14 protein-coding genes are annotated in these 17,350 nt (G+C 71.6%); 4 read left to right on the top strand and 10 right to left on the bottom strand.

Going from position 1 to position 17,350, the window contains the following annotated elements:
* Positions 1–62 precede the first annotated feature (62 nt).
* On the top strand, positions 63–1,325 hold the full coding sequence (locus Acy02nite_RS12210; protein ID WP_203740068.1) for a delta-60 repeat domain-containing protein: 1,263 nt from the start codon (positions 63–65) through the stop codon (positions 1,323–1,325).
* A gap of 311 nt (positions 1,326–1,636) precedes the next feature.
* On the opposite strand, the gene Acy02nite_RS12205 is transcribed toward Acy02nite_RS12210, so the two are convergent.
* The 5 genes from Acy02nite_RS12205 to Acy02nite_RS46445 all read right to left on the bottom strand — a co-directional run bounded on the left by Acy02nite_RS12205 (position 1,637) and on the right by Acy02nite_RS46445 (position 5,473).
* Positions 1,637–2,218, bottom strand: coding sequence for a type III secretion system chaperone family protein (locus Acy02nite_RS12205; RefSeq protein ID WP_203740067.1), 582 nt, complete (start codon positions 2,216–2,218; stop codon positions 1,637–1,639).
* A gap of 129 nt (positions 2,219–2,347) precedes the next feature.
* Positions 2,348–3,007 carry a DUF8185 domain-containing protein gene (locus tag Acy02nite_RS12200; protein WP_203740066.1) on the bottom strand — a complete coding sequence of 220 codons (660 nt, stop codon included), beginning with the start codon at positions 3,005–3,007 and terminating at the stop codon, positions 2,348–2,350.
* A complete protein-coding gene (locus Acy02nite_RS12195) occupies positions 3,004–3,417 on the bottom strand; it encodes an acyl-CoA thioesterase (RefSeq protein WP_203740065.1) in 414 nt (137 codons plus the stop codon). Before Acy02nite_RS12195 ends, Acy02nite_RS12200 begins: the two co-directional genes overlap by 4 nt.
* Positions 3,410–5,086, bottom strand: coding sequence for an energy-dependent translational throttle protein EttA (gene ettA / locus Acy02nite_RS12190; RefSeq protein WP_203740064.1), 1,677 nt, complete (start codon positions 5,084–5,086; stop codon positions 3,410–3,412). The genes Acy02nite_RS12195 and ettA overlap by 8 nt, the downstream gene beginning before the upstream one ends.
* 96 nt (positions 5,087–5,182) lie before the next feature.
* Entirely contained in the window at positions 5,183–5,473 is a 291-nt protein-coding gene (locus Acy02nite_RS46445) for a hypothetical protein (protein ID WP_239174616.1), read from the bottom strand.
* A 461-nt stretch (positions 5,474–5,934) separates the two neighbouring features.
* Here Acy02nite_RS46445 and Acy02nite_RS12180 point away from each other — a divergent pair, with 461 nt between their 5' ends.
* On the top strand, positions 5,935–7,347 hold the full coding sequence (locus Acy02nite_RS12180) for an alpha,alpha-trehalose-phosphate synthase (UDP-forming) (protein WP_203740063.1): 1,413 nt from the start codon (positions 5,935–5,937) through the stop codon (positions 7,345–7,347).
* Positions 7,348–7,705: 358 nt separating this feature from the next.
* Here the strand turns inward: Acy02nite_RS12180 and cobA are convergent, their stop codons facing one another.
* Genes cobA through cobC form a run of 3 tightly spaced genes read right to left on the bottom strand, consistent with a single transcriptional unit; the run spans position 7,706 to position 11,024 of the window.
* A complete protein-coding gene (gene cobA / locus Acy02nite_RS12175) occupies positions 7,706–8,914 on the bottom strand; it encodes a uroporphyrinogen-III C-methyltransferase (protein ID WP_203740062.1) in 1,209 nt (402 codons plus the stop codon).
* The gene (cobT, locus tag Acy02nite_RS12170; RefSeq protein ID WP_203740061.1) at positions 8,911–9,963 is read right to left on the bottom strand and encodes a nicotinate-nucleotide--dimethylbenzimidazole phosphoribosyltransferase; all 1,053 of its coding nucleotides are present in this window, start codon (positions 9,961–9,963) and stop codon (positions 8,911–8,913) included. Before cobT ends, cobA begins: the two co-directional genes overlap by 4 nt.
* On the bottom strand, positions 9,960–11,024 hold the full coding sequence (gene cobC, locus Acy02nite_RS12165) for an Rv2231c family histidinol phosphate aminotransferase CobC (RefSeq protein WP_239174613.1): 1,065 nt from the start codon (positions 11,022–11,024) through the stop codon (positions 9,960–9,962). The genes cobT and cobC overlap by 4 nt, the downstream gene beginning before the upstream one ends.
* A 75-nt stretch (positions 11,025–11,099) precedes the next feature.
* Between cobC and Acy02nite_RS12160 the strand changes: the two genes are divergently transcribed.
* The gene (locus tag Acy02nite_RS12160) at positions 11,100–13,244 is read left to right on the top strand and encodes a transglycosylase domain-containing protein (protein ID WP_203740059.1); all 2,145 of its coding nucleotides are present in this window, start codon (positions 11,100–11,102) and stop codon (positions 13,242–13,244) included.
* Positions 13,245–13,427: 183 nt separating this feature from the next.
* Here Acy02nite_RS12160 and Acy02nite_RS12155 read toward each other — a convergent pair whose 3' ends face one another.
* Positions 13,428–14,087, bottom strand: a complete 660-nt coding sequence (locus Acy02nite_RS12155) for a TIGR03086 family metal-binding protein (protein WP_203740058.1) — start codon at positions 14,085–14,087, stop codon at positions 13,428–13,430.
* A gap of 216 nt (positions 14,088–14,303) precedes the next feature.
* Positions 14,304–16,214, bottom strand: a complete 1,911-nt coding sequence (locus Acy02nite_RS12150; RefSeq protein ID WP_239174611.1) for a cobyrinic acid a,c-diamide synthase CobB — start codon at positions 16,212–16,214, stop codon at positions 14,304–14,306.
* Between the two features lie 137 nt (positions 16,215–16,351).
* On the opposite strand from Acy02nite_RS12150, the gene Acy02nite_RS12145 reads away from it, so the two are divergent.
* On the top strand, positions 16,352–17,350 hold the full coding sequence (locus Acy02nite_RS12145; protein ID WP_203740056.1) for an SURF1 family cytochrome oxidase biogenesis protein: 999 nt from the start codon (positions 16,352–16,354) through the stop codon (positions 17,348–17,350).

Below are 17,350 nucleotides of genomic sequence, written 5' to 3'. Positions count from 1 at the left end.
GTGACGCCGCCGCCGGTGACTCGTTGATCGGTTTGTCCGTCACCGATCTCCGGAGCCGCCCCATGCGCCGTCGCCTACTGGCCGTCGCCACCGTTTTCCTCACCGGCCTGGTCGCCTTCCCGCCACCGGCGGCGGCCGACATCGCCCAGTCCGGGATCGTCTCGGCGAACCCGGTCGACTGGACCCCGCACGTGCTGGACGGCACGGTCTGGGCGCTGGCGGTCGTCGGCGACACGGTGATCGTCGGCGGCGCGTTCACGAAAGTCGCCGACAGCAGCCGGCACACCACCGTGGCCCGCAAGAACATCTTCGCGTTCGACCTGGACGACGGCTCGATCCGCTCGTTCGCGCCGGAGGTGGACGGCGCGATCTACTCGCTGGCGCCGGGCGCGGACGGCACCGTCTACGCCGGTGGCGCCTTCAAGACCGTGAACGGCGCCGGGCAACGCGGCATCACCCGCCTCTGGCTGGGCAGCGGCAACCGGGACACGTCGTTCCGCGCCAAGGTCAACTGGGGTGACGTGCGGGTGCTGGCCACCCGCGGCGACCGCCTCTACGCCGGTGGCACGTTCACGGCGATCAACGGCACGGACCGGGTCGCCCTGGCCCGTCTGGACGCCGAGACGGGCGCCGTCGACAAGGGCTTCGACGCACAGCTGAGCGGGCCGGGCCTGAGCCGTGTCCGGGTCGAGCACCTCGACGTCACCGCGGACGGGCGCAAGCTCGTCGCGGTCGGCGCGTTCCTCAAGGCCGACGGCTACACCCGGGTGCAGATCGCCCAGTTCGACGTCGGCGGCTCGTCCGCGGAGCTCAACCGGTGGTACACCCGGGCCTACGAGCCGCAGTGCATGAAGGGCTTCGACACCTATCTGCGCCAGGTGAAGTTCGCGCCCGACGGGTCGTACTTCGTGGTCGCCGCGACCGGCCGGGCCTCCTCCGCGCAGAAGCTCTGCGACTCCGCCGCGCGCTTCGAGGCGAACCGGATCGGCGAGCAGCGGCCCACCTGGGTGCAACGGACCGGCGGCGACTCGCTCTACGCCGTCGCGATCACCGGGCCGGCCGTCTACCTGGGCGGGCACCAGCGCTGGTTCGACAACCCCTACGGCACCGACGGCAACGGCCCGGGCCCCGGCGCGGTCTCCCGCCCGGGCATCGGCGCGGTCAGCCCGACGACCGGCCGGGCGCTCTCCTGGAACCCGACGCGGGCGCGCGGGGTCGGCGTGCGGGCGTTCCTGACCGTGCCGCGCGGTCTGCTGGTCGGCTCCGACACCGACGAGCTTGGCAAGGAGTACCACGGCCGCCTGGGCATGTTCCCGCTCAGCTGAGGCACACCACGCCGGGTCGAGACAGTAGGGCGGCGCGGGGTTTCCGGCTGGTTCTCATGGGCGTTATCCGGGCCGGATAACGCCCATGAGAACCAGCTGGAGCGCCGCGCCGCGCCGCTTTGCGGAACCGGACGGGGACGTCGCGTGGGTTCTTCTGACCGTGCCCACCCACGGACGCCGCCCTTGCGGGTTTCGCGTTCTGGGCCGCCTCGCGGCCCTGCGAAGCCCGGAAGGGTCCCCGCGGGAGCGACGATCCGGACCACAGCGGAGGCAGGCAATGAAGATCTTGAGGTTGATCTTGGAGAAGCGGGTCAGAGCAGAGCGCCCTCGTCGTGGAGCCAGTCGACGAACGACGTGGCGACCGCGGCGCCGCAGTCCAGCAGCTCGACCAGCAGCGGATCGTGGGCTCCGGCGGCCAGCGGCACCTGCAGCTCCGCGTAGATCGGCAGCTGCCCGCGCTCGGTCGGGTCCCCCACATACGCCTTGCAGAAGCGCCGCGTGTGGTTCCACTCGTTGACGATCCGGTAGGCCCGGTCGGCCCAGTCCGGCGGGACGGTCGCGTGCGGACGGGCCCGCATGACCAGGATCTCGTCCTCCGGACCCTCCAGGGTGAACAGCACCGCGTGCCGCTCCCACATCGCCAGCAGACTGCCGCCGCCGTCGGCCAGGAACCGGATGTCGAGCAGGTCGAGCGCCTTGCCGATGCGGGCCAGCGACACCTGCTCGACCTGGTCGCCGGACCCGGTGGACGGCAGTTCCGCCGGTGGGCTCGTGCGACCCGGCTCGCGCTGGGCCGGGACACTCACGCGGACGGTGCCCTGCACCGCCACCTCGCCACCGGTATCCGGCTCGTTATCCGCGGCCGTTCCCGGACGCCAAGACCACCACGGCATTGTGCGCACCTCGCTCCCCAACAGACCCGCTGCCGGACGTTGCAGTAGATCCGAGGGCCGACGGTACCCAACCGTTTCCTAAAGGTCATCCCCCCAACGGGAGGGCGGGACCGGAAGGCCGATACAGACTCATCCTTTCGGGTGACTCGCCATCGGCATAACGGTCAATTTGTGGGCGCTCTGTCGCCACGCGACTCCATATGGTGCTGAAATTCCCACCCAAGCGCTCGAGGTCCGCACGCGAGCCTCCACCGGGCCGGCCCCGCGCGGACCCAGAAAACCCATCCGGGCGACCGCCTGGACGAGTCTCTGGGAGACCTCGACCGGGTTGCCGTGCTCCGGAGTGACGACCAGCGCGACATGATCCAGAAGTGCGTCCCGGACCGCCCGCTGACCGACCGCGCGACCGTCGACACCGCCCGCGGTGATCTCCCGCAGGGTCCCGGCGGCCGCCGTGGCGAGCCGGGTCAGCTCCTCGCCGGAGACCGACTCGACGGCGGTGCTGGACGGCGGCGGCAGCGGCCAGCGCCACTGCGTGTCCCGCCGCTCCGGCAACTCCGTGCCGCCGGCGGCCAGCGCGGCGAGCAGGCCCGCGGCGGAGACGGTGGCGTCGCCCGGCCCCGGACCGGCCACCTCCCGGGTGACGAGCACGTCCCAGGGCAGATGTGCCCAGAGGGCGGTGCGGCCACCGGCCGACCGGAGCCGGACCGGTGCTCCCGGGTCCAGCCTGGTGAGGCGGGCCAGGAACGCGCCTGCGTCGGGAACCCCGAGCAGGCCGTGCCCACTCATGACCCGCCCCCGGCGTACGGCAGGAGGAACTCCTTCTCCTCCGGCGTCAGCCGGCGTGGATGCCCGGCGGCCAGGTTGTACGGCACGCAGACCGACTTGGCCCGGCTGGCGAGCACACCGTCGTCGAACAGCTCGTACGACACCGTGAACGCCGCCGCCCGCAGCTCGGAGATCCACATCTCGACGCGCACCGGGTCGCCGAAGTCCACCGGCTTCAGATAGTCGATCTCGTGGCGGGCGATCACGATGCCCTCCTCGAACGAGCCGAGGCCCCGTTCGCGCGCCCCGACGAAGAACATCGCCACGCGCGCCTCCTCGTACAACGTGAGAAAGCGCGCGTTGTTGACGTGCCCGTACGCGTCCATGTCGGACCAGCGCACGGGCACGTCATGGATGAAACGATCAGTCACGAGTCAGCTTGCGGTAGGTGACCCGGTGCGGACGGGCGGCGTCAGCGCCGAGACGCTCGATCTTGTTCTTCTCGTACGCCTCGAAGTTGCCCTCGAACCAGAACCACTTGTCCGGCTCCTCGTCGGTGCCCTCCCACGCGAGCATGTGGGTGGCCACGCGGTCGAGGAACATCCGGTCGTGGGAGATGACCACGGCGCAGCCGGGGAACTCCAGCAGCGCATTCTCCAGGCTGGACAGGGTCTCGACGTCCAGGTCGTTGGTCGGCTCGTCGAGCAGGATCACGTTGCCGCCGATCTTCAGCGTCATCGCCAGGTTGAGCCGGTTGCGCTCACCACCGGAGAGGACCTTGGTCGGCTTCTGCTGGTCCGGGCCCTTGAAGCCGAAGGCCGCCACGTACGCCCGGGACGGCATCTCGACCTTGCCGACCATCATGTGGTCGAGCCCGTCGGAGACGACCTCCCACAGCGTCTTGGACGGGTCGAGACCGGAACGGCTCTGGTCGACGTACGACAGCTTGACCGTCTCGCCGATCCGCACCGAGCCGGAGTCCGGCTGCTCCAGCCCGACGATGGTCTTGAACAGCGTGGTCTTGCCGACGCCGTTCGGGCCGATGATGCCGACGATGCCGTTACGCGGCAGCGAGAACGACAGGTTGTTGATCAGCGTCCGGCCCTCGAAGCCCTTGGTCAGGCCGTTGACCTCGATCACGGTGTTGCCCAGGCGCGGGCCCGGCGGGATCTGGATCTCCTCGAAGTCCAGCTTCCGGGTCTTCTCCGCCTCGGCAGCCATCTCCTCGTACCGGTCGAGACGGCTCTTGCTCTTGGTCTGGCGCGCCTTGGCGTTCGACCGGACCCACTCGAGCTCCTCGGTGAGGCGCTTCTTCATCTTCGCGTCCTTGCGGCCCTCGACCGACAGACGCTGTGCCTTCTTCTCGAGGTACGTCGAGTAGTTGCCCTCGTAGCCGATCGCCCGGCCACGGTCCAGCTCGAGGATCCAGCCGGCCACGTTGTCCAGGAAGTACCGGTCGTGGGTGATCGCCAGGACGGTGCCGGCGTACTTCGCGAGGTGCTGCTCCAGCCAGCTCACGCTCTCCGCGTCGAGGTGGTTGGTGGGCTCGTCGAGCAGCAGCAGGTCGGGCGCCTCGAGCAGCAGCTTGCACAGCGCGACCCGGCGGCGCTCACCACCGGAGAGCTGCGTGACGTCGGCGTCCGGCGGCGGACAGCGCAGCGCGTCCATCGCCAGTTCGAGCTTGGAGTCGACGTCCCACGCGTCGAGATGGTCGAGCTCCTCCTGGAGCTTGCCCATCTCCTCCATCAGCTCGTCGGTGTAGTCGGTGGCCATCTGCTCGGCGATCTTGTTGAACCGCTCCAGCTTGGCCTTGGTCTCCGCGACCGCCTCCTCGATGTTGCCGAGGACGGTCTTGGCGTCGTTGAGCGGCGGCTCCTGCGCGAGCATGCCGACGGTGTAGCCGGGCATCAGCCGGGCCTCGCCGTTGCTCGTCTTGTCGAGCCCCGCCATGATCTTGAGCAGGCTGGACTTACCGGCGCCGTTCGGGCCGACGACACCGATCTTGGCGCCCGGCAGGAAGCTCAGCGTCACGTTGTCGAGCACGACCTTGTCGCCGTGCGCCTTGCGCGCCTTTTCCAGGACGTAGATGTACTGGGCCACGGTGTGCCCTACCTCCGCGATCGTCGATGTTCGGTGCCGAATCAAAGGACAATCTTTCCAGGTCCCGCGCTCGCCACCAAAGCCAACCCCGGAGGGTCAGCCGCCCACCGCCTTCTCGACCCGCGGCGTCGTGTTCTTCTTGGTGACCTGCAGCCGGTCCGAGTTCACGTTGAAGGTGGTCCCGTCCCAGCGCGCGGTGACCTGGAAACTGCCGTTGGGCTGGCGCTCGACGCCGGAGAGGAAGAGCGCGGTCTGGCCCTCCACCCACTTGGCGTCCGCACCACCCTTGTTGGCGTGGTAGTAGAGGTTCCCCACCTCGTCCTGGCAGATCCAGACCGCCGAGCCACGATCCGTGGTGATCCGCAGAACCTGTGACAGAGTTCCCACGGCGCCGACATCACGCGCCATTTCCTGGGTATGCCAGGTGCACGTTCCCTCAGTCGCCAGCAACGGCGGCCCTGACGACACGTCCGTGGAGGGGGTGGTGGCAGACGATGATGATCCGGACTCCGAGCCCGACGCCGAGTCCTTCTGGCGCTGATTCAGCAGATACCCACCGATCATGGCCAGAATCGTGAGCATCGCCGTGGCAATCACCACAGGATAGAAGATCGGGCGGCGCGGCTGGGAATGATCATCGAGGGATGCCACCGGCACAGGATGGCACCCCGCTCCAAACGGCAAGACCAGGGTGAGGGTTTGTTCACGACGGTGGGAACCGGTCTCCGGTCCCGCGGCGCGGCGCCGGTCGCGGCAGGTCGTGAACAACTCGCATCGGGTACGACCCGGGCTGGCTACGCACAGTAGGCTCGGCTTGGGAACAGAAACCACCCGGAGGTGTACTCAGCGTGGCCGAGCGAAGTTCCTTCGTCGTCGTCGCCAACCGTTTGCCAGTGGACGAGGTCACTACCCCGGACGGGGAACGCCAGTGGCGGCCCAGTCCGGGCGGCCTGGTCACGGCGTTGCACCCGGTGCTCATCGAGCATCGCGGAACCTGGATCGGCTGGGCCGGCGGGGACGGTGCCGCCCACGAGCCGTTCGAACTCGAAGGCATCAAGATCCACCCGGTGCCACTGAGCGCCGAGGAGCTCGAGCGCTACTACGAGGGCCAGTCGAACGCCACGATCTGGCCGCTCTACCACGATGCCGTGGAGACCCCCGTCTACAAGCGCCGCTGGCGGGACTCCTACCGCGTGGTCAACCAGAGATTCGCCGAGGCCGCGGCGGACGTGGCGGCCGAGGGAGCCACCGTCTGGGTGCAGGACTACCAGCTCCAGCTCGTCCCGGCGATGCTCCGGGAGATGCGCCCCGACCTGCGTATCGGCTTCTTCCTGCACATCCCGTTCCCGCCGATCGAGCTGTTCATGCAGATGCCGTTCCGGGCCGAGATCCTGCGCGGCCTGCTCGGCGCCGACCTGGTCGGCTTCCAGCAGCGGCTGGCCGCGCAGAACTTCGTCCGGCTGGCCCGGCACCTGCTCGGCCTGCGCTACGAGGGGCAGTCCATCCAGGTGGACGGCCGTCAGGTGAAGGCCGGCGCGTTCCCGATCAGCATCGACACCCGGGAGATGGAGCGACTGGCCGCCGACCCGGCGGTGCAGGCCCGCGCCAAGCAGATCCGCGCCGAGCTGGGTGATCCCAAGACGATCATCCTGGGCGTCGACCGGCTCGACTACACCAAGGGCATCGAGCTGCGCCTCAAGGCGTTCCGCGAGCTGCTCGCCGACGAGCGGCTGAACGTCGGCGACGCGGTGATGGTGCAGGTCGCCACCCCGAGCCGGGAACGGGTCGAGCACTACCAGACGCTGCGGATCAAGGTCGAGCGCGAGGTCGGCCGGATCAACGGCGAGTTCGGCAAGGTCGGCACGCCGGCGGTGCACTACCTGCACCAGTCGGTCGACAAGCAGGAGCTCGCCGCGATGTACGCGGCGGCCGACGTCATGATGGTGACCCCGCTGCGGGACGGGATGAACCTGGTCGCCAAGGAGTACATCGCCTGCCGCGGCGACACCGGGGGCGCGCTGATCCTCAGCGAGTTCGCCGGCGCCGCCACGGAGCTGCGCCAGTCGTTCCTGTGCAACCCGCACGACCCGGACGGGGTGAAGGACGCCCTGCTGCGGGCGATCAACTCCGAGCCGGCCGAGCTGAAACGCCGGATGCGGGTCATGCAGCGGCATCTGCGCACGCACGACGTCGCCCGCTGGGCCCGCACGTTCCTCGACGAGCTCGGCGTGGACGACACCGACAAGCCGTCGGAGGACTGACACCACGCTTTCCGGCGCCGGGCCGCTTCAGGTCCGGCGCCGATTGCTGTGGTACGCCGTGAGCCCGGTCCCCTGGTGTGGTGCCACGCGAGCCGGTCCTGGCGCACTGTCGCGGCGCGGTTCCGGGTTCCGGCTGGTTCTCATGGGCGTTATTCGTGCCTCATAACGCCCATGAGAACCAGCTGGGACCGCGAGGCGCGGCCGGGACCTCAGCCCCGGGGCCGGCTCGCGCAGCGTGTTCCGGCGAGGCACGGCCGGGACCCTCAGCCGCCCGACCAGCTCGCGCAGCGCGTTCTGGCCCGGAGTTCAGCCGCCGGACGGCTCGCGCGGCGCCTTCGGCGTCGGGGCCGGGCGTCGGTCAGCCGGCGGCGGGGGTGAACGCCTCCGTGACCGCTACGACCTCGCCGATGACCACCACGGCGGGCGGGCGGATTCCGGCGGTCGTGACGTCGGCGGCGACCGCCGCGAGCGTGCTGCGCAGGGACCGCTGATGGGCGGTCGAGCCCTCCTGGACGACGGCGACCGGGGTGGACGGGTCACGACCCTCGGCGAGCAGCCGCTCTGCGATCTTCGGCAGGTTCTTGAGGCCCATCAGGACGACCAGCGTGCCGCGCAACTGGGCCAGGGACCGCCAGTCGACGAGCGAGTCCGCGTGGTCGGGCGGGATGTGCCCGGAGACGACGGTGAACTCGTGGGCCACCCCGCGGTGCGTGACCGGGATGCCGGCCAGCGCGGGCGCCGCGATCGAGCTGGTCACGCCGGGCACGACCAGCACCGGGACGCCCGCCTCGACGCACGCCAGGGCTTCCTCGCCGCCACGGCCGAAGACGAAGTTGTCGCCGCCCTTGAGCCGGACCACGAACTTGCCCTGCAATGCCCGGTCGACCAGGATCCGGTTGATCTCGCCCTGCGCGGCGGACGGCCCGTACGGGATCTTCGCGGCGTCGATCAGCTCGACCTCCGGCCGCAGCTCGCCGAGGAGCATGCCGGGCACGAGCCGGTCGGCGACCACCACGTCGGCGGCGCCCAGCAGGCGGCGGCCCTTGATCGTGATCAACTCCGGGTCGCCCGGGCCGGCGCCGACGAGCGCGACGCCCTTGAGCTCGGGCGCGGCCGGGGGCGCCGCTTCCAGGGCGTGCGCGACCAGGTCACGGACCGCCATCGCGCGCCGGCGGTCGCCACCGTCGGTCACGGCCACGGTCACCTGGCCGTGCCGGGTCACGGCCGGGGTCCAGGCGGTGGCGGCGTCACGGTCGTCCGCCCGTACGCAGAAAATCCTTTGATCCTCCGCCGCCGAGCTGACCACGGCCGCCGCCTCGGGGTCGTCGATCGCGACGTGGACCAGCCAGGCGCCGTCGACGTCGGCGGGCTCGAAGCGGCGCGGGGTCCAGGTGGCACGGCCGGCGTCGACATGGGCCTGCAGGGCGGGCGTCAGCTGGGGCGAGACGATCGCGACCTGCGCACCGGCCGCGATCAGCGCGGGCACCCGGCGGGTGGCCACCGAGCCGCCGCCGACGACCAGGACGCGACGGCCCTCGAGGCGCAGGGCGAGGGGGTACAAACTCATTTCTCGGACACTCCCGCGGAATCGAACGTGGCGACCTCGTGCAGAACCCGGACGGCGGAGGCGACGATCGGCAGCGCCAGCACCGCGCCGCTGCCCTCGCCGAGCCGCATCCCCAGGTCGAGCAGCGGCTCCAGACCCAGGTGGGCGAGCGCGACGGTGGCGCCCGGCTCGGCCGAGCGGTGCCCGGCGACCATCGCGGCGACCGCGTCCGGCGCGAACGCGGCGGCGGCGAGCGCGGCCGAGGCGGCGATCACGCCGTCCACGATCACCGGGATCCGGTGCGCGGCGGCACCCAGGACGAACCCGGTCAGCGCGGCGTGCTCGAGGCCGCCGACCGTGGCGAGGACACCGAGCGGGTCGGCCGGGTCAGGGGTGTGCCTCGCGAGCGCGGCCGCGATCACGTCGGTCTTGCGCGCGAGCGTCACGTCGTCGATGCCGGTGCCACGCCCGGTCACGGCCTCCGGGCCGGCCCCGGTGAAGACCGCGGTCAGCGCCGCGGCCGGGGTCGTGTTGGCGATACCCATGTCCCCGGTGAGCAGGCACTTCGCGCCCGCCGCGACGAGCTGCCCGGCGACCGCGATGCCCAGCTCGACAGCGGCGAGGGCCTCCTCGCGGGTGAGCGCCGGCTCGACGGTCATGTCCCGGGTGCCGCGGCGGATGTTCGCGTCCAGCAGGTTCGGCCCGCCGTGCAGCGGGATGGCGACTCCGGCGTCGACCACCATCACGTCCGCGCCGGCCTGCCGGGCGAACGCGTTGACGACCGCGCCACCGGCCACGAAGTTCGCCACCATCTGGGCGGTGACCTCCTGCGGCCACGGGCTCACGCCCTGCGCGTGCACGCCGTGGTCGCCGGCGAAGACCGCGACGGTGGCCGGCGCCGGCATCGGCGGCGGGCAGACCCCGGCGAGCCCGGCCAGGCGTACCGACAGCTCCTCCAGGGTGCCCAGCGAGCCGGCCGGCTTGGTGAGCCGGGACTGCAGCTCCCTGGCAGCGGCCATGGCCTGCTCGTCGGCCGGGCGGATGGCCGCCAGGGTGGTCTCCAGGGTCACGGTCGCTCCTCGCTGCGCTCTCGGATCACTTCCCGCAGAGTCTGCACGAACCGATCCGTGGTCGCAGTGTCGCGCACCGCTATCCGGAGCCAGTCGGGGCCCAGGCCTGGGAACGTGTCGCCACGGCGTACCGCGAATCCGCGTTTCCGCAGTTCACGGCGGATCTCATCGGCACCGGGGACGCGTACCGGAACAAAGGCGGAGGCCGGGTTGCCGGGAACCGTGACCTTCGGCACCTGCCGCAGCCGTTCCACCAGATGGATTCGCTCGGCGGCGACGGCCGCGGCGATCTCGCGCTCGGCGGCGATCGCGACCGGCGACGCGCAGGCGGTCGCGGCGGCGAGGGCCGGCGTGGACACCGCCCAGAGCGGCTGTGCCGCGGCCAGCCGGGGCACCAGCTCGGCGGGCCCGAGCAGGTAGCCGATCCGCAGCCCGGCCAGGCCCCAGGTCTTGGTCAGGCTCCGCAGGACGACGAGCCCGGGCAGGTCACGGCGTTCGGCGAGGGACTCCGGCTCGGTCTCGCAGCGCTCCCGGTACGTCGTGTCGGCGAACGCCTCGTCGACGACCAGCACGCGGCCCGGCCGTGCCAGCTTCGCCACGTCCGCGGCCGGGTGCAGCACCGAGGTCGGATTGGTGGGGTTGCCGACGAAGACCAGGTCGGCGTCGTCCGGGACGAGCCCGGGGTCGAGGCGGAAGCCGTCCTCCTCGCGCAGCAGCACCCGGTCGACCCGGTGACCCGCGTTCCGCAGCGCCGCTTCCGGCTCGGTGAACTGCGGGTGCACCACGACCGGCCGCCGCGCCCCGCGCAACGCCTGGGCGAGCAGCACGAACGCCTGCGCCGCGCCGGCCGTCAGCAGCACTTCGGACGGGTCCCGCCGATGCCGCGCGGCGACGGCGGCGGTGGCCCCGGTCGCGTCCGGATAGGCGGAGAGCCGGGCCAGCGACTCCCCGATCGGAGCGGAGAGCCAGGCGGGCATCGGCTGGTGACGCACGTTGACCGCGAGGTCGATCAGGCCGGCGTCCACCTCGGCGTCGCCGTGATGATCGAGGTCGAACGTCATGCGCCCAGCATGCCGCACTCGCGAACTCCCGCGGATTCCTGGGGAACATGAGGCGATTTGTCATACCTTCAAGGAGTGACTGACCGACGCCCCACCGTAGCCGGAAGAGTCGCCCTCCTGATCCGTGCCGGGCTCATCGCGGGCCTGGTCATCGCCGGCCTCTCCTATCCCCTCACGGCCCTCGCCGGGATGGGTGTCAAGGCCGGCACCGGCGCGCTGGAGAACCTGCCGGAACAACTCGTCGAGGTGCCCGCGGCGCAGAGCACGTACGTCTACGCCAAGGACGGCAAGACGCTGCTGACCATGTTCTACGAGGAATACCGGCGGCAGGTCCCGCTCAAGGACATGTCGCCCCACATCACCCAGGCCATCGTGGCCTCCGAGGACACCCGCTTCTACGAGCACCACGGCGTCGACGCGAAAGGCGTGGCCCGCGCCTTCGTCGCCAACCAGCAGGCCGGCGGGGTGTCCCAGGGCGCCTCGACGCTGACCATGCAGTACGTGCGGATGGCCCTGCGGGACAGCGCGCGGACCCCGAAGCAGGCCCTGGAGGCGACCGAGCAGACAGCCGGCCGGAAACTGCGGGAGATGCGCCTGGCCATCGAGGTCGAGCAGCGGCTCAGCAAGCAGGAGATCCTTCAGCGGTACCTCAACAACGCGTACTTCGGGCATCGCGCGTACGGGATCTACGCGGCGTCCGAGGTGTTCTTCTCCAAGCCCGCGAAGGACCTCAGCCTGACCGAGGCGGCGCTGCTGGCCGGGCTGGTCAAGGCGCCCTCCGCGTACGACCCGGCGATCCGGGACCAGGACGCCGCGCTGCAACGCCGCAACTACGTGATCGACCAGATGCTGAAGATGGGCTCGATCACCGCGACGCAGGCCGCGAACGCCCGGAAAGCCAAGATCAGACTGAAGCTGAGCACACCCCCGAACGACTGCGTCTCGGTCCCGGACAAGCACAACGACTGGGGCTTCTTCTGCGACTACTTCAAGAGCTGGTGGCGGGAACAGCCGGCCTTCGGGCGCAACGTCCTGGAACGTGAGGAGAACCTGCGCCGCGGCGGCTACCGCGTCGTCACGTCGATCGACCCCAAGGTGCAGGCCGCCGCGATGGAACACGTGCTGGACAAGGAGAACCGGGACAGCCCGTTCGCGCACGGCGAAGTGGTGATCCAGCCGGGCACCGGGCGGATCGTCAGCATGGCCGTGAACCGCCGTTACTCACTCCAGCAGGACGACAACGGCAAACACAGCGATCGGCGACAGCATGACGTACGCGGTAACTACCCCAACACCGTGAACCCGCTGCTCGGCGGGGGGAACATGGCCGGTTACCAGGCGGGATCAACGTTCAAGATCTTCACGCTGCTGGCCGCGCTCGACGCCGGGCTGCCGCTGTCCACGTCGTACTACGCGCCCGAACGGTTCGTCTCCAAATACATCACCGCGCCCGGGCCGGCGACCTGCGGGACACACTGGTGCCCGAAGAACTCCAGCAAGTCGATGACCGGGAACCAGACCATGTGGAGCGGCTTCGGCAAGTCCGTGAACACGTACTTCGTCCAGCTCGAACAGCGGGTCGGCGCCGACAAGGCCGTCGCGATGGCCGAAAAGCTCGGGCTGAAATGGCGTACGGCGGTGGACCGGAAACTGGCCACGCCCGAACACGCGGCCGGGTGGGGGGCGTTCACGCTCGGCGTCAGCGACGCCACCCCCGTCGAGATCGCCAACGTGTTCGCCACCGTCGCGGCGGAAGGCAGTTACTGCGAGCCGCTGCCGGTGCTGTCGATACGCACCCCGGACGGCAAGAACGCCACCTACAAGGGAAAACCCATCGCGGCGCCACGCTGCAAACGGGTCTTCAGCCAGGACGTGGCGCGGGCGGCCACCGACGCGGCGCGGTGCCCGACCGGGTACGGCGCGGCCCGCGGAAGCTGCGGCGGATGGGGAACGTCCGAGATGGTGTTCGGGACCCTCGGGCGGCCGGTCGCCGGGAAGAGCGGGACGACGGACAACAACAAGACCGCGTGGTTCAGCGGGTACACCCCGCAGCTGGCGGCGTCGGCGTTCGTGGCCGACCCGGACAATCCCGAGCACCGGGTGGGGAACGGCCGGTCGACGATCTCGAAGTACACGGTGGCGCAGACGTTGCGGGACGCGCTGAAGGACCAGCCCGACCTTGAGTTCACCCCGCCCTCCGACAAGCTCGTCCACTGGTGACCCGCCCTGCCTGAAACCGACCAGCCGAGCCAGGCGGGTTCATCAGGCCGGCCGCATCGCTGAATCGGCTGGCCCCAGCCCGGCTGGCCAGGCCCGGCTGAGCCCGGCGGATGGCTGGGGCAGGCACGCGAGTCAGGCCGCGGGTCTTCCGGCTGGCGCTCGGCTTGGCCGACCCGCTCGGGCCTACGCGGAACGGGCGGCCGGCGGCTGCTCACGGTGCAACCGGGCCGAGGGGACGTCGTGGACGCGGGGTGGCCGCCACGAAGGGTCGCGGCCCGCCAGCGCCAGGGCTCGGGGCAGGTCGTCCTCCGCGTCCTCCGGGTCGATCGCGACGCGCGGGCCGAGGAAACCCGGCGTGCCCTCGGGCGGGCCGGCCGCGAGGAAGTCGATCAGCGCGGCCAGCACGCGCGGATCGGCGGCGAAATCCTGACCGGTGGCCCGGGCCAGATCCCAGCCGTGCATGACCAGCTCGTTCGCGGCGACCGTGCCCATCTGGCGGGCCGGCATCGAGACCCCGCCGGCGCGGGCCGTGCCGAGCCAGGCGGCCGGATCCTTCCACGCGGTGGCCAGCTCCTCCAGGCGGATCGGCAGGCGGCTGCGCCAGTGCGGCGACAGGTGAGCCGCGGACGGCGCCGGCGGCGGACCGTCACCGGCGGCGTCGGCGCCCTTGCGAGCGGCCTGGGTGAACGCCTCGGCGAGACTCATCACATGGTCGAGGAGGGTCGCGACGGACCAGCCGGGGCACGGTGTCGGAGCGATCAGCTCACGGTCGTCGATCCCCAGCAGCAGCGCCCTGATCTGACGAACCGGCGGGTCCAGATCCAGCGGCAGGCGAGCGGCCACGATCGTCCTCCTTCGGTTGTCGTCCTCTCAAGGTACGAGGCGGGTACGACACTTTCCGGACCCGCGGACGCCGTTTGGCACGGTGGGCAGCTTCCGGCGATCAGCTCGGCGGATCTCCGCACGGTCAGCGCACCGGGCATGCCACGGACCCGGCGCGCGGGGCCGCAGCGCCTGGGGCGGCACTGAGCGAAAGCGGTCAACCGGGACGGGGCCCGGTCAGGACGGGATCTGGATGTCCGAGGTCGGGCGGTTGTCCGCCGCGCCGGAGTGGGGGCCGCCGTGGATCGGGCCGCCGTTGGGCATGCCGGAGCCGGGCCGTTGCGGGGCCGGGCCGTTCGGCGGGGCCGCCATCCCCGCGTAGCCCTCGGATTGCGGCATCCCCGCGTAACCGTCGGCCTGCGGCATCACGGCGTAACCGTCGGCCTGCGGCATCGCCCCATAGCCCTCGGACTGAGGCATCGCGGCGTAACCGTCGGGCGAGGCCATTCCCGGGGCCTGGCCGGGCGCCGGCGCCGGGTCGGGCGGGGAACCGGCCGGCTGCGGCCCGGAGATCGGGCCGGCCGGGGCCGCCCCACCCGCGCCCGGCATCGGCCCGGAGCCGTGCGCCATCGCCGGAACGGGGCCACCGCCGGGGGCACCCGCCGGAACCGGACCGGGCATCCCCTGCGCTGCCATCGGCATGGGTTGCGCCACCTGCGGAGCCGGCCCCGTCATCTGCGGCACCGGGTTGTTCATCGGCACGCTGTTCATAGGCACGTTGTTCATCGGCATGCTGGGCCCGGCCATCTGCGGCTGCTGAGCCGGGCCGGCCACCGCCGCCGCGACCACGCGCTTCGCGATCTCCGGCGCCGCGGCCCAGTGCAGCCCGAGTTGCGAGGCGTGCACCTGCCGCCAGACGAACCCCTCCGGGTTCCCGCCCGACCACGTCCAGGCCGGTGCGGCGCCGGCCCGTGGCGTCACCACCGCCCGGTGCTGCTTGTAGCCGGTGATCCGCGCCCCGGCCGGCGCCAGCACCGACGTTCCCGGCGCGGTCGCCTCCCGATAGCCGGCGACGGTCTGCTCCCCGGTCACGCCGGTGATGTCGAGCACGCCGCACATCGCCCGGCCGTCCAGCTCACGGCCGAGCCAGGGCAGCGCCACCCCCTCGGCGACGACCGGCCAGCCGTCGCGCGCGAGCTGCGCCACGCCGGCGCACAGCCTGCGGTTGGCGGAGAGCTCCTCGGCGTACCCCTCGGGGAGTCCGGAACCCACGATCAGCGCCCGCGTGCCCGGCGGCAGCGTCTCGTCGCGGAGGGGGTCGACGATGACGACGTCGGCGCCGGCCGCGGTGAGCAGCTCGGCGGTCTCGACGTACGTGTAAAAAGCCCCGGGACCACCGGCGAGCGCGACCACCGGGCGCATCTCGACCGGCTCGCCGGCCTCGGCCGGTGTCCAGAGCGGGCCGGGCAACGCCGGCGCGGAGGCGGCGAGGGCCATCAGCCGGTCCAGGTCGAGGGACTGCGCGACCGCCTCGCCGAGACGCCGCACCGCGCGGCCGGCCTCGACCGTCCGGTGCGCGACCGGCACCACACCGTGCGCCCGGGAGGGCAGCACATTCGGCAGGTCGCCGCGGCGGAGCGCGCCGAGCACCGGCATGCCGATGTCGTCGAGGGCGCTGCGCAGCATCTGCTCGTGGCGGGGCGAGGCGACCCGGTTCAGGATCACGCCGCCGAGGTGCACCATCTCGTCGAACATCCGGAAGCCGTGCACCAGCGCGGCCAGCGAGTGACCCATCGCGGCCACGTCGACCACGAGCGCGACGGGGGCGCGCAGCGCGGCGGCGACCGCGGCGGTGCCGTCGATCTCGGGCTGGCCGGTGAGACTGTCGAACAGGCCCATCGCGCCCTCGATCACGGACAGCTGCGCCCCGGAGGCGCCGTGCCCGAAGAGGGGGGCGATGCGCTGCGCGCCGACCAGGCGTGGATCGAGGTTGCGGCCGGGGCGGCCGGCGGCCAGACCGAGGTAGGCCGCGTCGGTGTGATCGGGGCCTACCTTGAAGCCCGCCGTCGGGACGCCACGGGAGGCCATCGCCGCGAGCAGACCGACGGCTATCGCGGTCTTGCCGTGGCCGGACGACGGCGCACTCACGACCAGACGAGGCTGGGCGGTGATCAAGATATCCCCCGGTGGTTTCGCGGACCCGCGGTCACGTGCTAATGGCCGCCGGAGTTCGCACAGTACCCGGCTCCGGCGGCCACTGCCGACACGCCGGGTAGCCTCGGGGGGTGTACCGGTTCCTGCTGACACCCCGCTGGCTGACCGCTGCCGTCCTGGCCGTGGTCGCCTCAGTGATCATGGTGATGCTCGGCAACTGGCAGCTCCGCCGGTACCACGAGCGCCACGACATCAACGTCCGGATCGACGCGGCGGACTCGGCCCCGGCCGTCCCGCTCACCTCGGTGCTCGCCGCGCCGACCGCCCAGGGCACGCCGGGCGCGTCCCCCGGTAAGGCCCTGGCCTGGACAAAGGTGACGGTGACCGGGCGTTACGACCCGTCGCACGAGATCCAGGCGCGGGGCCGCACGGTGAACGGCGAGGTGGGTTTCGAGATCCTCACGCCACTGGTGCTCGCCGATGGGACGACGGTCCTGGTCGACCGGGGCTGGGTGCCCCCCGCGGGGGCCGGGGCGCTGGCGGCCCCGCAGGCTCCGGCCGCGCCGAGCGGCGAGGTGACCGTTGTCGGACAGGTGCACCTGTCGGAAAGTCGACCTGCCCCCATCGAGCGACGTGACGGCCGGCTGGACACCCGCCGGGTCAGTCTCCCGAAACTCGCGCAGGACCTGCCATTTCCCCTGTACGGGGCGTACGTGCTGCTCACCGAGCAGACGCCGGCCGGCGACCCGGCCTTCTCCCGGATCCCGATCGATCACGAGGACGCCTGGCAGAACGGGGGGTATGCGGTTCAGTGGTGGCTGTTCGCGGTGATGGCACTGGTGCTCTTCGGCTTCCAGGCACGGCGTGAGGCGCGCGGCGAGAACCAGCCGTCGGACGAGCAGCCCACACCGGTCGACGCGCCCGCGCCGGCCGCCCAGCCGCAGGACCAGCCGGCCGCCCGGTCGCAGGATCAGCGTGCCGCCCGGTCCAAGCCGCGCGACCGCGTCGAGGAGGCCGACCAGCGGGCCGCTGCTCGGGCCGCCGCCCGCGCCGCCAGGAAAGCCGCGAAATCGGGGGATCGCGTCGAGGAAGCGGACCGTCGTCTCGCCGCGCAGAACGGCGCCGATTAA

Source organism: Actinoplanes cyaneus, from assembly GCF_016862095.1.
Classification (GTDB): Bacteria; Actinomycetota; Actinomycetes; order Mycobacteriales; family Micromonosporaceae; genus Actinoplanes; species Actinoplanes cyaneus.
The sequence above is the reverse complement of the archived record's forward strand: the minus strand, read 5'-3'. Positions and strand labels throughout refer to the sequence as shown.